The sequence below is a fragment of the Clostridium sp. LY3-2 genome, assembly GCF_024705715.1.
In the GTDB taxonomy this organism is placed as follows: Bacteria; Bacillota; Clostridia; order Clostridiales; family Clostridiaceae; genus Clostridium.
In genome coordinates, this window is the sequence record NZ_JAMDLQ010000018.1 from 67965 (window position 1) to 89976 (window position 22012).

Below are 22012 nucleotides of genomic sequence, written 5' to 3' on the forward strand. Positions count from 1 at the left end.
AAAAATTGTAGGCTAAATTTTAGCCTACAATTTTTTAATACTCTATTTTTTTTATATCATTTCTCCAATAATCAAAAGCTTTTTCGCATTCACATTTATCTACAGCTTCTAAATCCAAAATATTTTTTTCACTGCATCCACTTCTTAAGAATTTTAGGATATGTTCATCTCTAAAACCTATATCTTGTGCATCTTCTACTGTACATCCAAAATAAACTTTTTTAATATTTGCCCAAATTATAGCTGACATACACATAGGGCAAGGTTCTGATGTTGTATAAAGCTCACATCCGCTTAAATCAAATGTATTTAATACTTTGCAAGCCTCCCTTATAGCATTCATCTCGCCATGTGCCGTAGGGTCATTAGATTTCACTACTGTGTTATGTGCTACAGCTATTATTTTATTATCTTTTACAACTGCTGCCCCAAAAGGTCCGCCTTCACCCTTTTGCATTCCTTCAAGACAACTATTTACGCATTGATCCATAATTTTTTTCTCATACATCTCTATTCCCTCCAGTGAGCCTTAACTTTTAAGTTGATTGTCCAAGTTAATTATACATCTTTTGTAAAGCATTTCAAATATAGTTAAATATTTTTACCTAGCTTTTCTTTCATAATTTTTTCTGCTGTTATAGGTAAATCCCTTATAAATACACCCATTCCATTATAGACTGCATTAGCTATTGCAGGTGGCGGCGTATTTATAACTACTTCTCCTATTGATTTTGCTCCAAAAGGTCCTGTAGGCTCAAAGCTACTTTCAAACTCTACTCTTATATTCCCTGAATCTAATCTTGTAGGAAGCTTATATTGCATAAAGTTATCATTTATCATCCTACCAGTTTTATCATATTTTATATCTTCTAAAAGAGCCATTCCAATCCCCTGAACGATTCCCCCCTCAGCTTGAATTCTAGCTAATGCTGGGTTTATAACTGTACCGCAATCAACTACTGAAACGTAGTCAATCATCTTTACCTTACCGGTTTCTTTATCTATCTCTGTTTCTGCAAGCCCAACCATAAAAGGTGGAGGTGAAACTTTACTTGAGTGTGAAACTGAAACAACTATAAATTGTGTATCTCCAACTAAAAGTCTTTCTGAAAGTTCCTCTAAAGATATTTCACTTTTCCCATCTAAAGCTCTTATAAATTCACCGTCAAACTCAACTTCATCTATTTTTAATCCTAATTCTTTAGAACCTTCTAAACAAATCCTTCTTCTCATTTCTTCGCAGGTTTTAATAAGTGCCATTCCTGTTACGTAAGTAGTACTTGATGCATAACTTCCTACATCATAAGGTGACATATCTGTATCTACCCCGCTTACTGTAATATTTTCTATAGGGCACTCTAAGCAATCTGCTGCCATTTGTGAAAAAATAGTATCTGAGCCTGTCCCCATATCAGATGAAGCTAACATTAGCTGATAGAATCCTCCATCTCCAAGTTTTAATTCAACAGAAGCCTTATCTATATTTTCAATACCTGACCCTTGCATAGTTACAGCTACTCCGACAGACCTTACTTTATTTTTAGATACTTCTCTAAAAGGATATTTTTCATCCCACTTAAATATTTCTTTTGCCTTTTTTAAACATTTATCTAAAGTGCAACTATTTAGAGTTTCTCCGTGGTAAGCTTCAAGGTACTCCCCTTCTTTTACTATGTTTTTTTCCCTAATTAGAGTAGGGTCCATATTAAGCTTTGCAGCAAGTTCGTTTACTATAGACTCCACAGCAAAAGTTCCTTGGGTTGCACCGTACCCCCTAAAAGCACCAGCTGACATAGTGTTAGTGTAAACAACTTTGTAATCAAAGTTGTAAGCTTCAAGTCTGTTATAAACAGTAAGCATCTTTATTCCAACTAAATCTATTACAGTTGGCCCTTGCTCTCCGTAAGCTCCTGTGTTTGATATAACATCTAGGTTCAAAGCTCTTAAAGTTCCATCATTATTAGCCCCTAATTTAACTTTTATCTTCATAGCGTGTCTGCTGCTAGAGGCTGTGAATGTTTCTTGTCTATCATAAATAATCATGGCAGGTTTTCCAGTTTTTAAGGTAACTATAGCTGGATATAACTCTGAACATACTGTTTGTTTTGCACCAAAGCCACCTCCAATACGAGGTTTTATAACTCTTATCTTAGATTTTGGTATATCTAAAGCTCTCGCAAGTATCCTTCTAACATGAAATGGTATCTGAGTCGAACTTACTATAACTAATCTTCCATAACAATCAAAGTGAGTAAATGTCCTCATAGTTTCCATCATAGCTTGAGCGTTTGCCTTAGTAGTATATGTTTCTTCTAATACAATGTCACAATCTTTAAAAACCTTATCTACATCACCTTTTTTCTTATTTCCTGATGCGCATATATTTCTCTTTTGATCTGTACCGAAATCAAAATGCACAAAATAATCATCTTCATCGTGAATTATAATATCACTATCTATAGCTTCTTCTGGGTCAAAGACAGCCTCTAAATCTTCATATTTAACCTTTATGAGTTTCATCGCTTTTAAAACAGCTTCTTCAGTATCTCCTGCAACTATAGCTACAGCATCTCCTACGTGTCTTACCCTATCTTCTAAGATATATCTATCATAAGGCGCAGGTTCTGGATAGGATTGTCCTGCAAGTTGAAATCTTTTCTTTGGGACGTCCTCGTAAGTTAAGATGCATTCGATTCCCGGAACCTTTAATGCTATATCTTTATTTATTTCTAGAATTTTTGCATGAGGCTTTTTGCTTCTTAGAACTTTAACTACTAACATATCTTTAGGTGCTATATCCTCTGTGTAGACAGGCTTACCTGTAAGTAATGCATTAGAATCTACTTTTTCAAAACTTTTATTTACATTTTTCATATTGGTTAGTCCTCCTTTCTAGCTAAATATTTCTCTATAGCTCTTATTTGACCCATATAGCCTGTGCACCTACATAAGTTGCCAGATAAATATTCTCTAATTTCTTCCTCTGAAGGATTAACTAACTCTTTTTCCATAGCTAAAACATTCATAATAAATCCTGGATTGCAAAAACCGCATTGGTCTGCTCCCTCTTTTGCCATAAACTTTGCAAAAACTTCTACCTTTTCTTTTAAGCCTTCTAAAGTAAATATGTGTTTTCCATCCATCCTAACTGCAAGTGTTGAACAAGATAATATAGGTTTATCATCAGCCCAAACTGTGCAAAGACCGCAGTTTGAAGTATCACAACCTCTCTTAACACTCAAGTATCCTTTATCTCTTATATAATCTAACAAAACCTTATCACAAGGAATATCTTCTTTATATAATTTGTTGTTTATCCAAATCTTAGTCATCATAAGTCTCTCCCCCGTTTATAATATCTAAAGCTCTCTTTAAAAACACCTTTGAAAGATATTCTCTATATTCTTTTGAAGCTCTCATATTACTACCAAAATCAAGTTCTTTAATAATTTCTTCTGATGCTCTATCTATCTCTTCATCTGTAGGATTACCTATTAATAAATCACTAGCCTTTTTAGCTAATTCTGCTTTGCTTGGTCTAGCCCCTACAGCTATCTTATATTTATCATTTTCCTTAGAAACTGCCATAGCTATAATAGGTAAATCAGTTTCTGAAAGCCTTTGATTTAAATAAATATTTTTACTATTATTTTTCTTAATTATTATTTTTTCAATTATATCTCTTTCATAATCTCCATTATTAAAATCTAAAATAGAAACTTTTCCCCCATTATGTAAAACAACATAACAATCTAAAACTAAAAAAGCTGTAAGCACATCAGAAAAACCAAATCTAGAATAAATGCTTCCCCCAACTGTTGCTAAATTTCTAAATTGCACCCCGACTATATGCCTAGAGGCTTCTTTAAATATATTTTGAAACGCTAAATTAAGGCTTTCATCAGTCTCTAACTCGCGTAATGTAACCATCGAACCTATCTCAAACTCATCTTCTCTTTCAATAATTTTATCTAAACCTAAATGAGATAAATCAATCCCTACATTAATAGTTCTTTTTCCAAGTCTCATCCAAAGCATTCCGCCAATAATTGCATTTTTTTTATTTTTCATTAAGATTTTATAAGCTTCATCTAATGATTCTGGTCTAACATATTCTTTAATAGTAAACACATTATTTCCTCCTTAGCACTTTAAATTCGTTATCTTAATTTAAAGCTCTATACATCCTAATAAATCTACTTTGCTATATTTTCATTTTTTAATTTATATAGGTTATAGATATTTATAAAAATAATTAATCCATTTGCAATAGCTACAGGATAGGCTTTTATAACACAACCATAAACAACAAAAATAAAACATCCAATACTATTTAGAATCCTTAACTTAACTATATCTGTCATAATTAACGAAATAACAATCATAGCTGATGCTGCATAGCCGATCCATTCCATAAAATTACTACTCATATGAAACCTCCTGAAATTTCAAATTACTTATCAGGATGTATAAAGCTTTTTCACTAAAAAATATTAAGTGTCTAAAATTTATAAGATTTATTTATTAATTTTTTATAAATAACCCCTTTTAGATAGCTTTAAATTTTCTAGTAAACGTTTTCCTTGATAATATCATTATTTACAGTTTTTTTCATTTATCTAATTTTTTCATATCGTTAAATTTTATCCGCTTTCCTTATGTAACTTCTAGCTAAAATAGCTTTTAGGTATGTATAGCGTAAACAAAATGATAATTTATGTTATTATAATAAATCATCTTATTTTGAGATATTTTTGATTTAATTAATAAATTATAAAAAAATGTGTTAATCTAGGTAAATTTATTATTATTCCTCTACCTTTATAGTATCTCTCATTTCCACTACAACATTGTTTTGCTTCTTTGTTGGTATTTTACCAAAATCACATGAATAAAGGCACTTTTTTATGTCCATAATCAAAATAACTAAAAATTATAGAATTTTTCGAGGTGAGATTATGGTACATACATCTGCTTGTCCCCATTGCAATTCAAAACACTTTATTAAATACGGTAAATATAGATGCGTCTAAAGGTATCAATGTAAGGATTGTCTTAAGACTTTTAACGAAGGAACAGGGCTTGTCTGGCATAACACTAGAAAAAGTGTAGACCTGTGGGATAAATATACTCGCCTTATGTTATCTGGTGCTACTATAAGAGATTGTGCAGGTAGACTAAATATCTGTATAGAAACTTCTTTTAGGTGGCGACACAAGATACTAAAGCATATTGGAACTTATACAGATTCTAGAAGAACTCATATAGTTACAGCTATGAGACATACTAAGTTCTTAGAAAACTTTAAGGGGCAAAAGACTCCCCCTGTTTGCACTATTTCTAGAAGAAAAAACATCTTTGTAGCTACAACTATTAACAAAAATAATTACTCTCTAGCTAAGATATCCTTTGATTCTATGAGCCCTACAAAGGAATCTATAGAGAATTTATTAAATGAGTTTAATCCTGTATTTAATACTTACTTTTTACCAGGTAAAGATAGGTTTTCTTATCTTGTATCGAAGAAATTAAACTACACTCTTCATAAAAAGAAAGAACTTGAAATTTCTAAAGAAGAAAGTGAAATTTTACTTAGTAATTGTTCTGATTTTATATTAAATTTAAGAAGATGGCTTAGAAAATTTAGAAGCGTCGCTACAAAATATCTGCAAGTTTATTTGAATTGGTTTGTTTATATTTACGAAGGATCCTATGAAAAACATACTATTTTATCTAATCTTATTAGTTCTATTTTTTGTGTAAAGGTGCTTTAATTTTACTTGTACTTTAATCCTAATATAAGTATATTTTAATAGCTTGTCCTTAGCTCAACTGCTTGTCTACCTTCATTTGTTTTCTATAGCTTGTCTAAATATTTTTTACTTGTCCAAAATATCAAAAATTTACTCAAATATAGCGAAAATCCCTTGTACCAACAATATCTCATAACAATGTTGTAGATAATTTCAAACTACTACTTATACCCTAATCCCCTAATACCTTTTAAAAGTAACTTATCCCCTAAATTCTAGGTAGTATTTTATAGTCTTAAATCCCTAACCTGCTTACACAACTACACTTCAAGACTTTTCTTTTCATAAAAAAAAGACACTATAGTGCCTTTATTTTAGAATTTTTTCAAAGTCTAAATTAATATTATTTATTTCAATACTGTCTTCTAAGACATATAATGGGTGAACTGTATGATAAATTTTGTAGTGACTATAAACTTGTTCTATACCATCTACACCCCAAAGCTTTGATATATCTTTTCCATTTAAAGTTGTTTTGTTAGTCCAATACTGCATACAGTATCCCATCCAATACATTCTTTCTTTTTCATAAAATTTATCTTCATCTTTATATATAAAACTCTTAATTTTGTTAGTTTCAAGAAATTCTTCTAAATAATAATATGGACTTTGAGAAAACCACTGTGGTCTAAAATCTTCTAAACCTTCTTTGTACTCACTATTTAAGGCTTTTAAAATAAATTCAATAGGTTCTAGATTAAAGGTAACTGACGCTTAAAAAAACCTACCTAAATGCCTACAAGCTAGAGTCATTTCATTCATCAAATCTCTCCTCCATTATGGTTTGGGCATTTTATTATATTTTCACTTCCATGATATATTATTAATTCCATATCTATATCCTCTTTTCTTAAGATATCCCTTATTTTAATTATAATATCTTTATTTATTACTAATCACTAAAATAAGCTTAATTGAGTATTTTCGTAATTTCCTTTGTAATCATTTATTATATCTTGCATCTTATATAAAATTCCGTACTTTTCACATTCATTTTTAAATATCTCATAAAGTTCTTTAGACTTCGGAGAATTACAAACGTAGTTTTCTCCAAATTCTTTTTTATACTTTTCTACTATTTCGTCTCCAAAAATATCATTAATCGCTTTATAATAATACTCCCTTTGGTTGTGCCTTAAAGTCACTCCAAATCCAAAGGTATAGATAAATTTTGCCTTGCATTCACTTGCCTTTTTTACAATATTTAATATATTCTCTTTAGTGTCATTTATAAAAGGTAAAATAGGCATTAATAATATTCCAGAATATATTCCATTTTCATTTAATTCCTTTAAAGCTTTAAATCTCTCTGAAGGCTTCGAAACGCTTCTTTCTATAGAGCTAGACAAATCATCATCAAAGGTTGTAATAGTAATCTTTACAATCACTTCGCTATGACACGCTATTTTTTTCAAAATATCTATGTCTCTAGTTATAAGGGAACTTTTCGTTGCAATTCCTACCCCAAAGTTATATTTATCAATAAGTTTTAAAGCTTCTCTTGTTAATTCGTATTTCTTTTCATAGGGATTATAAGGGTCACTCATAGCACCAGTTCCGACTACTCCCTTTTTTCTCTTCTTTTTAAGATCTTCTTCAATAATCCTAGTAGAATCTTTTTTTGCACGTACTGTATCAAAATCTAAAACACCGTAGCAGCTACTTCTAGAATCACAATAAATACAACCGTGAGAACAACCTTTATAAATATTTAAATTAAAGTTTTCTCCAAACCAAAACTCATTTTCCCTATAGCTTGAAACTAATCTTTTTCCTTCAATAAAATCCATATCGTGCCTCCAACCTTTAATTAAATCTATTATACAACATAATTCTTTTAAGAATATACCTTTGTTTTTTCCATTATATGGTACAATATTCTAAAATACATTCTTAGGGGGAATACAATGAAAGGGAAAAAATTAACTTTAATTACTATTTTAATTTTGGGCTTTATTTTGATTTTAGGAGGAACTTTATATTTTAATTCTTCTAAAGGTAAGGACTCGAAAGAGAAAAACTTAGCGATAGAAAAGTTTTATAAATCATATGAAACAAAAGATTTAAATCTTTATAACGAATCTGTTGTAGATGAATTAAAAATTAAAGGCAAAGAAGATGAAGACCTTAGGCTTGCTGTCTATGACGATATACTTTCTTTTAAAGTAAAGGAAATAAAAGAATTAAAAAATGCTTCTTTAGAATTTAACGGAAAGACTTATAAAAAGGATGATATAGCTACTTTTGAAGTTTCTTATGATGTAGATTTTAAGAAAAATCTAACTAGCTCTTCTGAAGGCTCTGTATCAACAACTAAAATCATTACAAGAAAAGACTCTAACTCTCCTTGGTTAGTTGCAGGACAAGAAGGTCACGGCTTATAGAAAATATATCTTTTTAAATTTTGCCCCTTTAAATAATCTATATATTGTTTTATTTTATCAAAGACGATATAATGTATTGATTAAAAATAGAAAAGGGGGAAAACATATGGGGCAAACTTTAAATTTAACAGAAGGTTCTATTGTTAAAAAGCTTATTGCACTTGCACTTCCTATAATGGGAACTTCATTTATTCAAATGGCTTATAATATGATAGATATGATCTGGGTTGGAAGAGTTGGAAGCTCTGCAGTTGCTGCTGTTGGAACTGCTGGATTTTTCACTTGGCTTGCTATGGCTTTTGTTATAGTTTCTAAGATGGGAGCTGAAATTAAAGTATCTCAAAGCGTAGGTAGAAAAGATTATGACAGTGCCAAAAACTACGTACGTGCATCACTTCAAATAAACGTAGCTTTATCAATTATATATTCTTTAGTTATGCTACTTTTTAGAGGACCTTTAATAGGCTTTTTTAAGCTTGGAGATCCAGAAGTTATACATATGGCTGAAGTTTATTTAGCTGCAGTTGTAATTGGACTTCCGTTTTACTTTATAAATCCAGTATTTACTTCAATATTTAATGCAATAGGTAACAGTAAGATGCCTTTTTACGTTAATACATGCGGACTTATAGTTAATATTATTTTAGACCCTATCCTTATTTTAGGGATTGGAAATTTCAAAGGACTTGGTGTTTTAGGTGCTGCTATTGCAACAGTTATAGCACAGGTTGTCGTTTCTTTATTATTCTTATATAACATCTTTAAAAGTAATTATGACTTCTTAAGAGTAAACATTCTAAAAGATTTTAGTTTAAAATATGCAAAGATAATCTGTAAAATAGGAACACCAGTTGCTATCCAAAGTGGTTTATTTACTGTTTTTGCTATGATACTTGGAAGAATTATAGCAGTCTACGGACCTGTTCCTATAGCTGTTCAAAAGGTTGGTTCTCAAATTGAATCTATTTCTTGGATGACTACAGAAGGACTTGCAGTTGCACTTGGTGCCTTTGTTGGCCAAAACTTTGGTGCTAAGAAATTTGATAGAATAATTGAAGGATACAAAACCGTATTGAAAATAGCCTTATGTATAGGTGTTTTCGCATCAATACTTCTTATTTTCTTTGGAAATTATGTGTTTGCAATCTTTATTCCAGAAAGTGATGCTATAGTTCAAGGAACTTCCTACTTAAAAATACTAGGTTATTCTCAAATATTTATGTGTATTGAAATAACTACTTCTGGTATTTTTAATGGTGTTTCAAAAACTCATATTCCATCAATTATAAGTATTGTTTTAACTGGTCTAAGAGTGCCTTTAGCTTATATTTTATCTAGTCCAAATATCTTAGGAATCGACGGTGTTTGGTGGGCTGTAAGTATAACTAGTATTTTAAAAGGTTTTGTAATAATATTCGTTTTAATTAAATACTACAAAAGCAAAAAACTATTTGAGTAATCTCAAATAGTTTTATTTTTTATAAACTTATTTCCCTTTTAATTTCATAGAATGTATTCTATATATCCTGTTAGTATTCGAAAGTATTTTAAAGTATCCGTGTATTATTTTGTCTAAATAAGTCGTAAGGGAGAAATTTGCCTTATGAAATTACATAAAGAATTGTATTATAATTAGTCTCATGGTTTAAAATTTACAAATGAAAAGAAAGGATGATAATTTAATGGAAAAAAATTCATATAATTCCATGCATGAAAATAGATGGATTATACTTATCTGTGTTGTCACAGTTACTTTTATGAACTGTTTAGACGGTAGCATAGTTAACGTAGCCCTTCCTATAATAGCTAATGATTTAGGCGTTTCTATGGCTTCAATCCAATGGGTTGTTACAAGCTATCTTATGGCAATATCTTGTTTAATACTTCTTGCAGGAAGACTAGGTGATGTAAATGGTAAGTGTAATACTTTTAAAGCCGGTATTTTCTTATTTACTTTAGGATCTTTATTTTGCGGTCTATCACACTCTTTACCTTTACTAGTTGCATCAAGGGTTTTCCAAGGTATTGGAGCTTCAATTACTATGGCAAATAGTTTAGGAATAATTACAGATGCCTTTTCAAAAGGCGGTAGAGGACGAGCTGTTGGTTTATCTGGAGCTTCTGTAGCTTTAGGTTCACTAGTAGGGCCAGCTATAGGAGGAATAATTGTTTCTTTAAAATGGGAATTTATTTTCTTAATAAATGTTCCAATAGGAATATTAGCATTTATAGCTGCAGTTAAATTCTTACCTAAAGAAAAACTAGAAAAAGGCAAAAAAATAGATATAGTAGGAACTCTTTTATTTGCAATTTTTGTAGTTTCAATAGTATTCTCATTAACAGAAGGACAATTTAAAGGTTACACAAGCACACCTATACTAATAGGATTCTTAGTAAGTATAGTTTCAATAGTATTATTCTTAATAGTCGAATCAAAAATAGAGTCACCAGTTTTAGATTTAAAGATATTTAAAAATGGTTTATTTTCTATAAGTGTTTTCTGTGGGTTTATATCATTTGTGGCTATCAGTTGTTTCTAAATACTTCTTCCATTTTTCTTACAAGATGTATTGAATCTTACACCTTTTTATGCCGGATTATTTATGATGATATACCCTATCGTATTATCAGTAATGTCACCACTTAGCGGTTCATTATCAGATAAAATTGGTTCAGAACTTATAGCGCTTATAGGGCTTATAATGCTATTTTTAAGTTTTGTACTTATGGCTACAGTTAGAGAGACTACTCCACTTTGGCTAATCGGAGTTTACTCAGGGATAATGGGGATAGGTAACGGTATGTTCCAATCACCTAATAACTCTCTTGTAATGTCTACTGTAGACAGAAGCAAGCTTGGTATTGCAGGAAGCGTTAACGCATTAGTTAGAAATGTAGGTATGATTTTTGGGGTAACTCTTGGAACTACTCTACTTTATAGCAAAATGAGCTCAACACTTGGTTACACAGTAACTAGTTATGTACCTGGACAAAACCAAGTATTTATATCAGCAATGGACTTTGTTTATATAGTCTCAGCTGCAATTTGCTTAATAGGTATAATTGTAAGTGCTACAAGATTTAAAAAGAAATAAATTAAAAAAACTGGTTAATTACTTAACCAGTTTTTTGATTTTAAAAGGGTTTTCCTTATTTTTATAAGTTGATTCTATCTTTGAAGCTAATTTATCTTTTAGACATATAAATTTTTCTTATTTAAAACTCTACTACTGATAAATATAAATCCTATAATGTATATTACTAATATTGCGATTACTGCAAAATATCCTACATAATACGCACCTGTTCTCATTGGTATAATTCCTTTTACGGTATTTAAAATATCATAATAATTTTGGAACAATAAATAAGAGTAAAATCTTATATCTTGAATAAATAAGGTCATCACTGCTCCTACTGTACATAATATTGCAATTATTGATGTAAATGAGTTGTTTTTTATTAATGCTGATATCATAATGCAAAAAGCAACCATACATGCTATAAATATTCCTTGCAGCAAGAAACTTTTTAAAAACAGCTCCCATTGTGGTATTATACTGCCTGTCCCTGTAATTGGAGCTATATAATTATTAAATTGTAAATTTAGCACTTCACTTGATTCATATTTAGGATATATAAGCTCTGGGTAACTTAATGTAGTATATCCTTTAATTGCTACTCCAATAATATAAATAAGTGCTTGGAATAACATCACAAGACCTATGCACACAATAGAACTTGCAATAAATTTAGAAATTATTATTTTAACTCTTTTATAAGGCTTAGTAATTAATACTTTAATAGTGCCATTATTAAATTCGTCTGAAATGGTATCAGATGAGATTATTATAACTACTAACATAGAAACAATTGAAAATGCCATTATTGCCCTTTGTAAAATATCATTACTATCTAAATCAATAGCTGATTTAGGCCTTAAATTATTCTCACTTAAATATTTAATATAATTAATATCTTCATCTACAAATATATTTTCACTAGATTTTTTTTGTTTTTCTAATCTATTTAATTCTTTGCTATATAGCTTTTGTAATTCCGTCATACTACTTTCTTTTGATACCTCATACTGTTTAATATCTCTTTCGGTATCCTTTACCATACTAACTCTCGCTTCTTCGCTTATAGTTGTAGAGTTCTTTATTTCCTCTAATGAGGTCTTCTTCTCTTCAATCCTATTAACTGATCCTCCTAAAACCCAAATACTCGCAATCATTAAAACTATGATGCTAATCCAAATCTTTTTCCTATGTATTATTTTTATTAATTCATTTTTTATAAGTCCCAAAATAGATACCATAATTAAGAATACACCTCCATATATTTTTCTTCTAAGGTTTCTCGATAATTATATATCTCATCTATATCAATTCTTTTTTCTGCTAATTTATAGATAATTTCATAGATATTATCTCCTCTTACATCAACTAAAATCCCATTATCATATTCTTTTATATCTCTAACAATCTCTATTCCTTTTAATACATTTATACAGTCTGACTTTACTCTTGGCATAATAATGACTTGAAGATTCTTGCTTTCATCTAAGATTTCTTTTCTAACTATTTCACCATTATTTATAAATATTACCTTGTCACATAGTTGTTCTAATTCTCCGAGTATATGCGAAGAAATCAAAACTGCAGCACCCTCTTTTATTGAAAAGTTTTTTAAAATATTTCTTATCTCCACAATCCCAACTGGGTCTAATCCATTCGTCGGCTCATCTAATATTAAAAGCTTTGGCTTTGTAATTAATGCTTGTGCTATAGCTAACCTTTGCTTCATCCCTAAAGAATAATTTTTAACCTTTTCATTTATACTTTCTTTTAGATTTACAAGTTCTATAACTTCATCCACAAATTTCTTATCAATTCTTTTGTCACTTCTTAAAATTTGCTTTAAATTTTCATAACCAGTTAAATATGAATATAGTGCTGGACTTTCTATCATATTACTTATACTTTTAAGTGACTCCATCATCCCGTCTTTATCTTTTATATTTTTATCATTTATAAATATATCACCAGATTCAGTACTTAAAATACCTAATATCATTTTGATTGTAGTTGTTTTACCTGCACCATTTGGTCCTACAAATCCAACTATTTCCCCCTTATTAAGCTCAAATGATATATTTTTTAATATTTCTTTTCCTTTGATTTTTTTCCCTATATTCTCTAATCTTAAATAACTCATCTTAACCCCTCATATTTTCTTTTATGTATTTATTTTACATTATTTACTGTTTTTTCTCAATTACTTCTATATTTTGATTTAATTAACATTATATAATTTCAATTTTTTCTATTGCTCAATTTTGCAATTAATATAAATAGCCTTCTTACTCCTCTAGTTTCCTATATAACTAACATAGTTTCCTATAAGCTTTGCCTGTTGAAGTTTATATTTTTGTATATTATAATCAATTAAAAATTCTAAGAGGTGTAATATGAGAAGCATAAGAATAACTTCTAAGGATAGCTTATTTTTTGATGAAGCTATGGAGCTATATAAGACCAGCTTCCCAAAGTTTGAACAAAGAAAAATAGAGCATCATTTAGAAGCTTTAGAACACGAAGATTATAATTGTACTATTATCTGTGAAGATAATAAGCTAGTAGGCTTATTGTTTTATTGGGAAACTGATAAATACAGATATATTGAACATTTTGCTATTCACAGAGGACTAAGAGGTCAAAATTACGGTTCAAAAATTCTAAAAGAATTCTGTACTGACGACAAAACTCTTTTACTTGAAATAGACCCACCAGAGGACCATATTTCAAAAAAGAGATTAAGTTTCTATTCTAAACTTGGCTTTAGAATGCAAGATTTTGATCATTTCCAACCTTCATATAGGGAAGGTCACGAAGGTAACAAATTAAAGATTTTAAGCTTTAATAAAGATATGACTGATAAAGAATACGATGAATTCAATAGATATTTCAATAAAACTGTAATGCAATACACTGAATAATTTAATATTCTATCCTTAAATCCCCTAATCTTTACTTTTTTAATATTTCAAAATTGTAAGGTAAGTGAAATCTAAATCAATACTATTTCTATCCCCCTTTGCATATAATTATTATTGTAGAGAGAAACAAGAAAACAAATTTTTAGGAGTGATTTAGATGAAAAAGATTTTTGAAGTAATTAAAGCAGTTGCACTAGTAACTTTTGTAGGATATGATGAAAGAAATTTAGAAAGATTATAGGGATTATGAGTAAATTAAATATTTTAAATCGGTTAAAAGAACCTATTTAATGGAGAGTTAAAATTTATCCATTACAATAGGTTCTTTTTTGTTTACATAAATTACCTTTTGCCTTAAAATATAAATATATACTTTGGAGGTGACTTTATTTGAAAAGAATTAATTTAAATAGAACTTTAGCCTATTTCTTATTTTTTGTAATCTTTGGTGGGACCCTAACTTTATTTTACTTAGAATCTTTAATAATACCATTTTCAGTAGCTTTGATAGTTTTTAATATCCCTGATAAATTTTTAAATTATCTCCAAAACTTAAATTTAATAAGCCTTAAGTAATATTTCAAAATTGTAAGGTAAGTGAAATCTAAATCAATACTATTTCTATACCTCTTTGCATATAATTATTATTGTAGAGAGAAACAAAAAAACAAATTTTTAGGAGTGATTTAGATGAAAAAAATTTTTGGAGTAATTAAAGCAGTTGCACTAGTAACTTTTGTAGGATATGATGAAAAAAATTTAGAAAGATTATAGGAATTATGAGTAAATTAAATATTTTAAATCGGTTAAAAGAACCTATTTAGTGGAAAGTAAAAAAATATCCATTAAAATAGGTTCTTTTTTTGTGAATTCATTTATCTTATAGCTCTCTTGTAATATAATTACAATAATAACATTAATTCGGAGGTATGTATGAATTCTATAAATTATAAAAAACTCCTAAAAGCTATTTTTACATTGATTTTTATAGTTTTAACTTTTATAAAATTATTTACAGTAACTTTAACTAGTTCGGTGTCAGATATAAGTAAACTCGGCGCTCTGCCTAAGCCAACCCTAACTTCAAATACGATTATAGATAAAGATATAGATAATTACATAAAAGAAAATAATATTACTGTTTTAAATGAAGGCGGCTTAGATTATTTTTATCATTTTGATTTTCTTTATACTTTGTGGTGGATTCTTTTAATAATCCTTATTCTATATTTGATTATGTCTAAAATTAAATCTATCAAATAAAAAAAATTGCTTTATAAGCGCTATCTAATTATCTACTTTTTTTGCTCCAAAAATTTTGGTTTAAAGATATAGTTTAATTGGTGATACATTTATATTTATAATTTCCTATATGCAAAAAAACGTAGCACTAAAATTTAGTGCTACGTTTTTTTAATTTTTCCTATCTTTAATGATAATTCCATCCTTCATTTCTATAACTCTATCACACCTATTTGCAATTTTTTCATCGTGTGTAACAATTATAACAAGCTTACCTTCTTTATTTATTTCTAATAAAAGGTCTATTATCTGCTTTCCTGTTTTACTATCTAAAGCTCCTGTTGGTTCGTCTGCTAGTATTATCTCAGTATGGTTTACTAGTGCCCTTGCAATTGCAACTCTCTGTGCTTGTCCTCCAGATAGAGATGAAATACTACTTTTCAGTTTATCTTTAATCCCTAATTTATCAGAAATATCAATTATTTTAGATTTTCTCATAGATTTTTTTACTTTTCCATGTACTAGCGGAATTTCTATATTATCATAAACATTCAAGTTCTTTATTAGCGCAAAATTCTGAACTACAAACCCAATTAATTTATTTCTATTAAATGCTAATTCTATATCATTTAACTCCTTAGTATTTTTATTTTCTAGTATATACTCTCCCCTAGTTTGGGCTTCTAGGGTTCCTAATATATTAAGTAATGTTGTTTTCCCTGAACCTGAGGCTCCTACTATTGCAATTAATTCTCCTTTTTCAATATCTAAATTAATATTGTTTAATGCTGTAACTTCATTTTCGCCTTTTCCAAATACCTTACATATATCCACAAATCTTATAAAACTCATATTATTCTCTCCCGTTTACCATATCTCTTATACTTATACTTTTTAATTTAGTAATAGGAATGATACTTACAAATACAGAGTAAGCAATGCTTCCTATAAATATTTCTAAAATCAATTTATAATTTAAATTGTTACTTAAAATACTTAGTTCCAATACAAAAATTAGAAATGCTATTCCTATTAAAATTAAAACTTCTCCTAAAATAAAATACATCATTTTTTTAATGGTTGCGCCATTTAAGATGTGTACTCCAAACTCCTTTGTTCTTTTTATAACTGAATTTAATAAAGTTAAAACTATAGTTATCGATAGAAAAATAGTTATTATTATACTTGTTAAGATCGATAGCTCCTTTGAACTCTTTAAATCTTCAATATTATTTGCTAATTCTTTTCCTTCAAAACTCAGATATACAGGTAAATTTGCATCTTTAAAATCTTTTATTATCTTATTAGATTCTCTTTCTATATCATCTAAATTCGTATTTTGATTAAAGTAAATATAATTATTAAATAGTAAACTTAATATACTATTTTTATTATTTATCAATTCTTTATTATTAAATATAATATATTTATCTAAATTAATATCTCTTAAATCTAAAGGGAGTTCCAAGTTTGCCGATATTTCACTTCCCTTTTTTAGAAATCCTATTATCTTTGCTTTTCTTAAAACTTTATCATTCTCAAAATCGATAAATTCAAACTCATCATTAACATGAAAATATTCACTATAATCATACCCTAAAACTACTGGTATAGAATTTGATTCTCCCTCTAAAAACCAACTTCCTTCTTGTATCTCTAGGTTTGCTTTTTCCTTTGCTAAATCATTCATAAAGATTGAATAACTTCTAAAAAAGTCTTTATTATTAACTTCTAATTTATCAGGCGTTGCTTCAAATAAAGAACTATTTTCAAAACTTTTATTATATATAGCTATATTAAAACTATAGGGATACTCAATATTTTTACTACTATCTATGTTATTAATAGCTCTATTTAATTTTTCTAAATCTGCGCTTTTTATAGTTTCACTTTGATTAAAGTATTCATTTCTTATCTTATAAACCTTGCCGTTATTAAATACTCTATCGAATCTATTTATTTCAGAATTTAATCTCTCACTTATATTTATTGAATTATATATTGCAGTTAATCCTAAAACTAGCTGTACAACTAATAAAAAATTCACTAATTTATTATTTAATATGTTTTTAATAATATACTTCATATATTACTCCCCCGCCTTTAGCACTTTTCCAATAGATATTTTGCTAATATTTTTTAATATCATAGGAATAGTTAATACCATAACAATTGCTATAATAAATATGCTTATAGCAAATATATTCAAACTAAAGTTATATTTTATTAGGGATAATATATTAGTCTTAATCAATAAGAATTGAATCATAAAGCTAACTATTACAGATATACTTATCATATAAATATAGTCATTTAAAATTAAAATTGTTATATCCTTTTTAGTAGCACCACAAGCCCTTCTAACTCCTATTTCAAGCTTTATGCTCTCTATCCAATACATTATTGCTCTAATAAAAGATATAAATATGCAAAACAACATAATTAATAAGCTCTTATTATTTTCTAAATTTAAAAGGATACTATCTTGCACTGGACTGAATCTAATAGTTGGCTCTTTAATTAAAATAGATTCTCCACCAATCTCTTCTGCTAATACTATAAGCTCATGTTTGTTAAGCTTATCACTATCTAGGTACCAAGCAATATCATAAACAGGAAATTTTTCACCTTCATTCAAAATTGCTTTTAAGTTGTATAATATTATATCTTCATTTAATTTAATATTTTCTTTATCTCTAACAACCCCAATTACTTCAAACTCCTTATTAGCTCTTATCAAAAAATATTTACCATCTTTCTTTTTGCAATGCTCTAGCACCTCAGAACCTACTACAGCAACTGGCTTCTCTGATTCTAAATCCTTTTCAGTAAAAAACCTACCACTTTCTAATTCCAAGCCAGGATTAGTTATTTTATCACTATATAGACCAGTTACGTTATTCGATCTATAAACAAAATTATCTGGTGAATAATTTCTTATACTTATTCCTTTATTTTTCATTTTCTCTACTATCTTAATGAGTTCTTTTAATTTAACATCATTAAAATTCACTTCTATAGTATTGATATGTATATTACCATTCACCTTTTTCATTGAATTTTGTATCTCTAATGTATTAAATATCATTATTCCTAAAAATACTATGAATATACTTGCAGTTATAATAACAAAACTTTGCTGCTTTATCCCCTTCATATGCCCCCCTTGAAACTACCTTTTTTGCATAAATTTCTTTACAAGTATACAATATCATACTTTATTTTCTTTTTTTGTTTATTTATGTAATAAATTCTTATATTTCTATCGCATTTTTCACCATATTTCTTTTTTTAAAGCTTAATAAAAAAATCATGACTCTAAAATAAAAATTGGATGTTTTATAATATTTATAAAACATCCAATCTAATAATAACTATAAAATTATCATAGGTGAAACTTCCGTATATATAAGTTTCAAGTCCTTTTCATATATCTTTTCCATATGATTAACTAATATTTTTTCATACCCTTCCGTGCTGCAATCTAAAGTATCAATAACCTTTTTATCGTTTAAAATAACTATTTTATCTGCATACCTTAAAGCTAAATTTATATCGTGTAAAGTTATTAAAGTTGTAATATTCTTTTCTTTTATAAGTGATTTAAGAAAATTAAAAAAATCATATTGTTTAACGTAGTCTAAAAAAGTGTTAGGCTCATCTAAAAGAAGCACCTTGCACCTTTGAATAAGGATTCTAGCTAAATATACTAGCCTTCTCTCTCCTCCACTTAAATTTCCTATATTTTTACCCTTTAAATGATATATATTTAATTCCTTTAAAATTTCATCTACTCTTTTATAATGCTCTTTTGATGGCATTTCAAATATATCTAAATGAGGAGTTATTCCCATAATTACTATATCTTCTACTAAGTAATCTTGGCTTGTATGAATGTTTTGAGGAATATAAGATATAAGCTTTGATTTATTTTTGTAATTCATATTTTTTAAATCCTTATCCTCTATATAAATTTCCCCATCTACCTTTTTCATAAGTCCAACTATCGATTTTAAAAGAGTCGTCTTCCCAGCTCCATTTAATCCTAATAATACAGTAAACTTGCCTTTTTCAAGTTCTAAATTTACATCTTCTAATATTTCTTTATCACCGTAACTTGTAGATAACCCTTTTATTTTTAAATTACACATCTTTAAATGTTCCTTTCTTATTTAAAAGATATACTAAAAACGGTGCCCCAACAAAGGAAGTAACTATGCTTATAGGAATTTCAGTCGTTGTTATACTTCTAGCTAATGTATCTGCTAATAAAAGGATTATCCCTCCAGCTAAAATTGTAATTGGGATGTTTTTTGAAATATCATCTTTTGCATAAGATTTTACTATATGCGGTACAAGTATCCCAATCCAACTTATAACTCCAGCTACAGATACGACTGCTGAAACTAAAAGAGTTGAAGCTAAAATCACTATAAGCCTAACTAGTTTTACATTCACTCCTAGAAGTTTTGCCGATTCATCTCCCATAGTAATAACTTTAAGTCTCCACCTAAATAAGTATATTACTATAGTTGAAAATAAGCATAATACTGATACATAAGCTATATTGCTCCACGAACTATTATAAAAGCCCCCCATAAGCCAAAAATCTATTGCTGGTAAATCTTTATATGGATCTGCAAAATACTTTATTATCATTATCATAGAAGAAGTTAAAGCCCCAGTTACTATACCTGATATCACTAAGGCTAAAATCCTATTACTCCTCATCCTCTTTGATAATAAAACAGAAAAAATCACAGCTAAAAGCCCAAAGGTAAAAGATAAACTTTGCACTAAAATAGGAGAAGCACTTAAAAATACTATTCCAAGTGCTGCCCCTAGTGAGCATCCAGACGTTACACCTAAAACGTCTGGTGATATTAAAGGATTTTGAAACATACTTTGAAAAACCATCCCAGATAAAGCTAAAGCACCGCCACTTATAACTACAAGTATGATTCTTGGAATCCTTATATTTATAAGTAAGCTATACTCCCCCATATCTCCTTTTCCAATCAAAGTGTTTAAAATCTCTAAAGGACTTAATTCATATCTTCCAATACATAAAGAAAGTATAGAAAGAATTATTAATATTGTAACGTGAAGTAATATGCTACTTCTTTTTATCATAAACCTATTTCCTCATCGCTTACATCTAAGTTATAAAACTCTTTATAGAAAGCTTTAGCATCCTTTTTAAAGTCGTCAGTGCTATAAACATCACTATGAATATTTTGAAGTATCCAAAGCATTCCAAGTATTGATGAAGGAGTTGGGAAATCCCAAGGTTCTAATTTTGAAGGGAAAGTATATACTTTTTTATTTTTAATAGCATCTACCCCTTTAAGTCTTTCATCATTTAATACATCCTTTGGAGTATATTTTGCATAACCTACTACATATATAACTTCTGGGTTAAATTTTATAAGCTGCTCTACTGAAATATTAGCCCAGTAACCGTCTTTTATATCCTTAGTTACGTTAGTTCCGCCAGATTCTTCTATCATATAATTTTGATACATTTTCCCTGTACAAGTTTTTAAAATATTATCAGTTCCACCTAAATAAACAGTAGGTCTATTTTTAGTTTCCTTTACTAATTTAGATACCTTATCTAATGTATTTTTATAATAATCTAAAAACTTATTTGCTTTTTCATTTGCCCCTGTTGCTTTTCCTATTAATTCAACAGTTTGCATAAATGAATCTAAGTTTTCAGGTTCAATAGCGATAACTTTAATATTTACCTTTTCTAAATCAGGTATAAATTTTTTAAGCCTAGTTGGAATAATAACTAAATCAGGCTTAAGCTTAATACATTCCTCAACATTAATCTCTTTACCAGTCCCAACTGCAGGAAGCTTTAAAAATTCAGGTGCGCACTTTTTATACATCTCCCTGTTTTTAGCTTTCTTCTCAATCCCTACAACCTTATCTTGCAGTCCAAGCCCTATAAGAATAGAAGTAGAAACATAATAACTAGATATTATCCTATTAACATCCCCTTTAATTTCAACCTTTCTTCCTAATTGATCCTCAACTGTGATAGTTTTTTCATTTGCATTCCCCTCCTTAGAGTTTCCAGTACAACCTGCAAAGATCATAACCGAAAATACTAAAGTTAAGACAAACGCAATTCTCTTATTAAGTTTTTTCATAATTCTCATCCCCCTATTGTTATCGTTTACTAAAAGTTCTAAAAAAGATTGTTAAATGCTACTAGCAAATTATTTTGCTACATTTAATTTAGCGGAAGAAAAATAGATATTCTTAGCGAGTTTCATTAAGCTTCTGGAACATATAAATCTCCTTTTGTATGTGCATTTTCCTAGGGATAGGTATATTTATAATGAGGAAGAAGCATCTTGAAAGGAGCTTTAGAATATCATTTTTCTGGAGTTAAATTAAATGATACTAGCAAAATTCTTTTTGCTCTTAGCAAATTATTTTGCTACATTTAATTTAGCGGAGGAAAAATAGATATTCTTAGCAAGTTTCATTAAGCTTCTGGAACATATAAATCTCCTTTTGTATGTGCATTTTCCTAGGGATAGGTATATTTATAATGA

At 28.7% G+C, this 22012-nt stretch carries 20 protein-coding genes and 1 pseudogene; 6 read left to right on the forward strand and 15 right to left on the reverse strand.

Annotation, left to right across the window (positions count from 1 at the left end; genetic code table 11):
• Positions 1-34 precede the first annotated feature (34 nt).
• From M4I33_RS06970 to M4I33_RS06990, 5 genes are all read right to left on the reverse strand, one after another.
• A complete protein-coding gene (locus M4I33_RS06970) occupies positions 35-508 on the reverse strand; it encodes a nucleoside deaminase (protein ID WP_194191411.1) in 474 nt (157 codons plus the stop codon).
• Between the two features lie 83 nt (positions 509-591).
• Positions 592-2874 carry a xanthine dehydrogenase family protein molybdopterin-binding subunit gene (locus M4I33_RS06975; protein WP_257916138.1) on the reverse strand — a complete coding sequence of 761 codons (2283 nt, stop codon included), beginning with the start codon at positions 2872-2874 and terminating at the stop codon, positions 592-594.
• A 5-nt stretch (positions 2875-2879) separates the two neighbouring features.
• Positions 2880-3335 carry a (2Fe-2S)-binding protein gene (locus M4I33_RS06980; RefSeq protein ID WP_257916139.1) on the reverse strand — a complete coding sequence of 152 codons (456 nt, stop codon included), beginning with the start codon at positions 3333-3335 and terminating at the stop codon, positions 2880-2882.
• Positions 3325-4131: a xanthine dehydrogenase family protein subunit M gene (locus M4I33_RS06985; protein ID WP_257916140.1), complete on the reverse strand. Its 807-nt coding sequence runs from the start codon at positions 4129-4131 to the stop codon at positions 3325-3327. Before M4I33_RS06985 ends, M4I33_RS06980 begins: the two co-directional genes overlap by 11 nt.
• 65 nt (positions 4132-4196) lie before the next feature.
• Positions 4197-4430 carry a YgjV family protein gene (locus tag M4I33_RS06990; protein ID WP_257916141.1) on the reverse strand — a complete coding sequence of 78 codons (234 nt, stop codon included), beginning with the start codon at positions 4428-4430 and terminating at the stop codon, positions 4197-4199.
• A 708-nt stretch (positions 4431-5138) separates the two neighbouring features.
• On the opposite strand from M4I33_RS06990, the gene M4I33_RS06995 reads away from it, so the two are divergent.
• Positions 5139-5774, forward strand: coding sequence for a hypothetical protein (locus M4I33_RS06995; RefSeq protein WP_257916142.1), 636 nt, complete (start codon positions 5139-5141; stop codon positions 5772-5774).
• A gap of 348 nt (positions 5775-6122) precedes the next feature.
• Here M4I33_RS06995 and M4I33_RS07000 read toward each other — a convergent pair whose 3' ends face one another.
• Positions 6123-6308 carry a hypothetical protein gene (locus M4I33_RS07000; protein WP_257916143.1) on the reverse strand — a complete coding sequence of 62 codons (186 nt, stop codon included), beginning with the start codon at positions 6306-6308 and terminating at the stop codon, positions 6123-6125.
• A gap of 404 nt (positions 6309-6712) precedes the next feature.
• Complete coding sequence (locus tag M4I33_RS07005; protein WP_257916144.1) at positions 6713-7603, reverse strand: radical SAM protein; 891 nt, start codon at positions 7601-7603, stop codon at positions 6713-6715.
• Between the two features lie 117 nt (positions 7604-7720).
• On the opposite strand from M4I33_RS07005, the gene M4I33_RS07010 reads away from it, so the two are divergent.
• The 3 genes and pseudogenes from M4I33_RS07010 to M4I33_RS07020 all read left to right on the forward strand — a co-directional run bounded on the left by M4I33_RS07010 (position 7721) and on the right by M4I33_RS07020 (position 11292).
• A complete protein-coding gene (locus M4I33_RS07010; protein ID WP_257916145.1) occupies positions 7721-8197 on the forward strand; it encodes a DUF4829 domain-containing protein in 477 nt (158 codons plus the stop codon).
• Between the two features lie 106 nt (positions 8198-8303).
• Positions 8304-9656 carry an MATE family efflux transporter gene (locus M4I33_RS07015; protein ID WP_194191401.1) on the forward strand — a complete coding sequence of 451 codons (1353 nt, stop codon included), beginning with the start codon at positions 8304-8306 and terminating at the stop codon, positions 9654-9656.
• A 223-nt stretch (positions 9657-9879) separates the two neighbouring features.
• A pseudogene (locus M4I33_RS07020) lies at positions 9880-11292 on the forward strand (MFS transporter).
• A gap of 98 nt (positions 11293-11390) precedes the next feature.
• Here M4I33_RS07020 and M4I33_RS07025 read toward each other — a convergent pair.
• Together M4I33_RS07025 and M4I33_RS07030 are read right to left on the reverse strand one after the other, a co-directional pair.
• Complete coding sequence (locus M4I33_RS07025) at positions 11391-12518, reverse strand: ABC transporter permease (protein WP_257916146.1); 1128 nt, start codon at positions 12516-12518, stop codon at positions 11391-11393.
• A gap of 2 nt (positions 12519-12520) precedes the next feature.
• Positions 12521-13417, reverse strand: a complete 897-nt coding sequence (locus M4I33_RS07030; protein WP_257916147.1) for an ABC transporter ATP-binding protein — start codon at positions 13415-13417, stop codon at positions 12521-12523.
• A 253-nt stretch (positions 13418-13670) separates the two neighbouring features.
• Between M4I33_RS07030 and M4I33_RS07035 the strand changes: the two genes are divergently transcribed.
• Positions 13671-14198, forward strand: coding sequence for a GNAT family N-acetyltransferase (locus M4I33_RS07035; protein WP_194191398.1), 528 nt, complete (start codon positions 13671-13673; stop codon positions 14196-14198).
• A gap of 933 nt (positions 14199-15131) precedes the next feature.
• Positions 15132-15461, forward strand: coding sequence for a hypothetical protein (locus M4I33_RS07040; protein ID WP_257916148.1), 330 nt, complete (start codon positions 15132-15134; stop codon positions 15459-15461).
• A 150-nt stretch (positions 15462-15611) separates the two neighbouring features.
• Here M4I33_RS07040 and M4I33_RS07045 read toward each other — a convergent pair whose 3' ends face one another.
• The 6 genes from M4I33_RS07045 to M4I33_RS07070 form a co-directional block, all read right to left on the reverse strand.
• Positions 15612-16292 (reverse strand): ABC transporter ATP-binding protein, encoded by a 681-nt coding sequence (locus tag M4I33_RS07045; protein WP_257916149.1) that lies wholly within the window; start codon positions 16290-16292, stop codon positions 15612-15614.
• A gap of 1 nt (position 16293) precedes the next feature.
• On the reverse strand, positions 16294-17526 hold the full coding sequence (locus tag M4I33_RS07050; RefSeq protein WP_257916150.1) for an FtsX-like permease family protein: 1233 nt from the start codon (positions 17524-17526) through the stop codon (positions 16294-16296).
• A 3-nt stretch (positions 17527-17529) separates the two neighbouring features.
• A complete protein-coding gene (locus tag M4I33_RS07055; RefSeq protein ID WP_257916151.1) occupies positions 17530-18597 on the reverse strand; it encodes an ABC transporter permease in 1068 nt (355 codons plus the stop codon).
• Positions 18598-18814: 217 nt separating this feature from the next.
• Positions 18815-19591 (reverse strand): ABC transporter ATP-binding protein, encoded by a 777-nt coding sequence (locus M4I33_RS07060; RefSeq protein ID WP_257916152.1) that lies wholly within the window; start codon positions 19589-19591, stop codon positions 18815-18817.
• Complete coding sequence (locus M4I33_RS07065; protein ID WP_257916153.1) at positions 19584-20573, reverse strand: iron ABC transporter permease; 990 nt, start codon at positions 20571-20573, stop codon at positions 19584-19586. The genes M4I33_RS07060 and M4I33_RS07065 overlap by 8 nt, the downstream gene beginning before the upstream one ends.
• Complete coding sequence (locus M4I33_RS07070) at positions 20570-21601, reverse strand: ABC transporter substrate-binding protein (RefSeq protein WP_257916154.1); 1032 nt, start codon at positions 21599-21601, stop codon at positions 20570-20572. The genes M4I33_RS07065 and M4I33_RS07070 overlap by 4 nt, the downstream gene beginning before the upstream one ends.
• Between the last annotated feature and the right edge of the window lie 411 nt (positions 21602-22012).